The sequence below is a fragment of the Rothia sp. HMSC067H10 genome (genome assembly GCF_001810635.1).
Classification (GTDB): Bacteria; Actinomycetota; Actinomycetes; order Actinomycetales; family Micrococcaceae; genus Rothia; species Rothia dentocariosa.
On record NZ_KV802306.1, the window covers coordinates 757 to 1,161 of the forward strand.

Here is a 405-nt window from a genome sequence, read left to right on the forward strand (position 1 = left end):
GACCAACGCCGTACCCCACCACCACAGGGTACTGCTCATAAATATACCCACGAAGATCAGAATAGTGATAGCTCATATTTTCAAGAAGCTTGATCGCATATACTGCTGAAGACTCTGGATCTGCATCATGATGCATAGATAAAAAATCTCCAAAGTTTTTATAGTAGATAAAAAAACCTTGCCGCATAGATACTCCAGATATTTCCCAGACAAGATTTTCATACCATATCGGACTGATATATTCGTTATCACCAACGCTAAAATTAAGTGCCCGTAGAAGCCTCCTGCCAAAATCTACTATATCTTCCACACCAGCACAGTCTACTTCAGCGATATACCACCTCTGCTGCTGTAAACGAGGCTTCATGATTTTCTCCCAATACCCACTCTCGTAAGTGAACACCG

The 405-nt window shown here is 41.7% G+C and carries 1 pseudogene; it reads right to left on the reverse strand.

The features are described 5' to 3' along the window. A pseudogene (locus HMPREF2756_RS04305) lies at positions 1–403 on the reverse strand (hypothetical protein); the annotation flags it as partial. Positions 404–405: the final 2 nt, after the last annotated feature.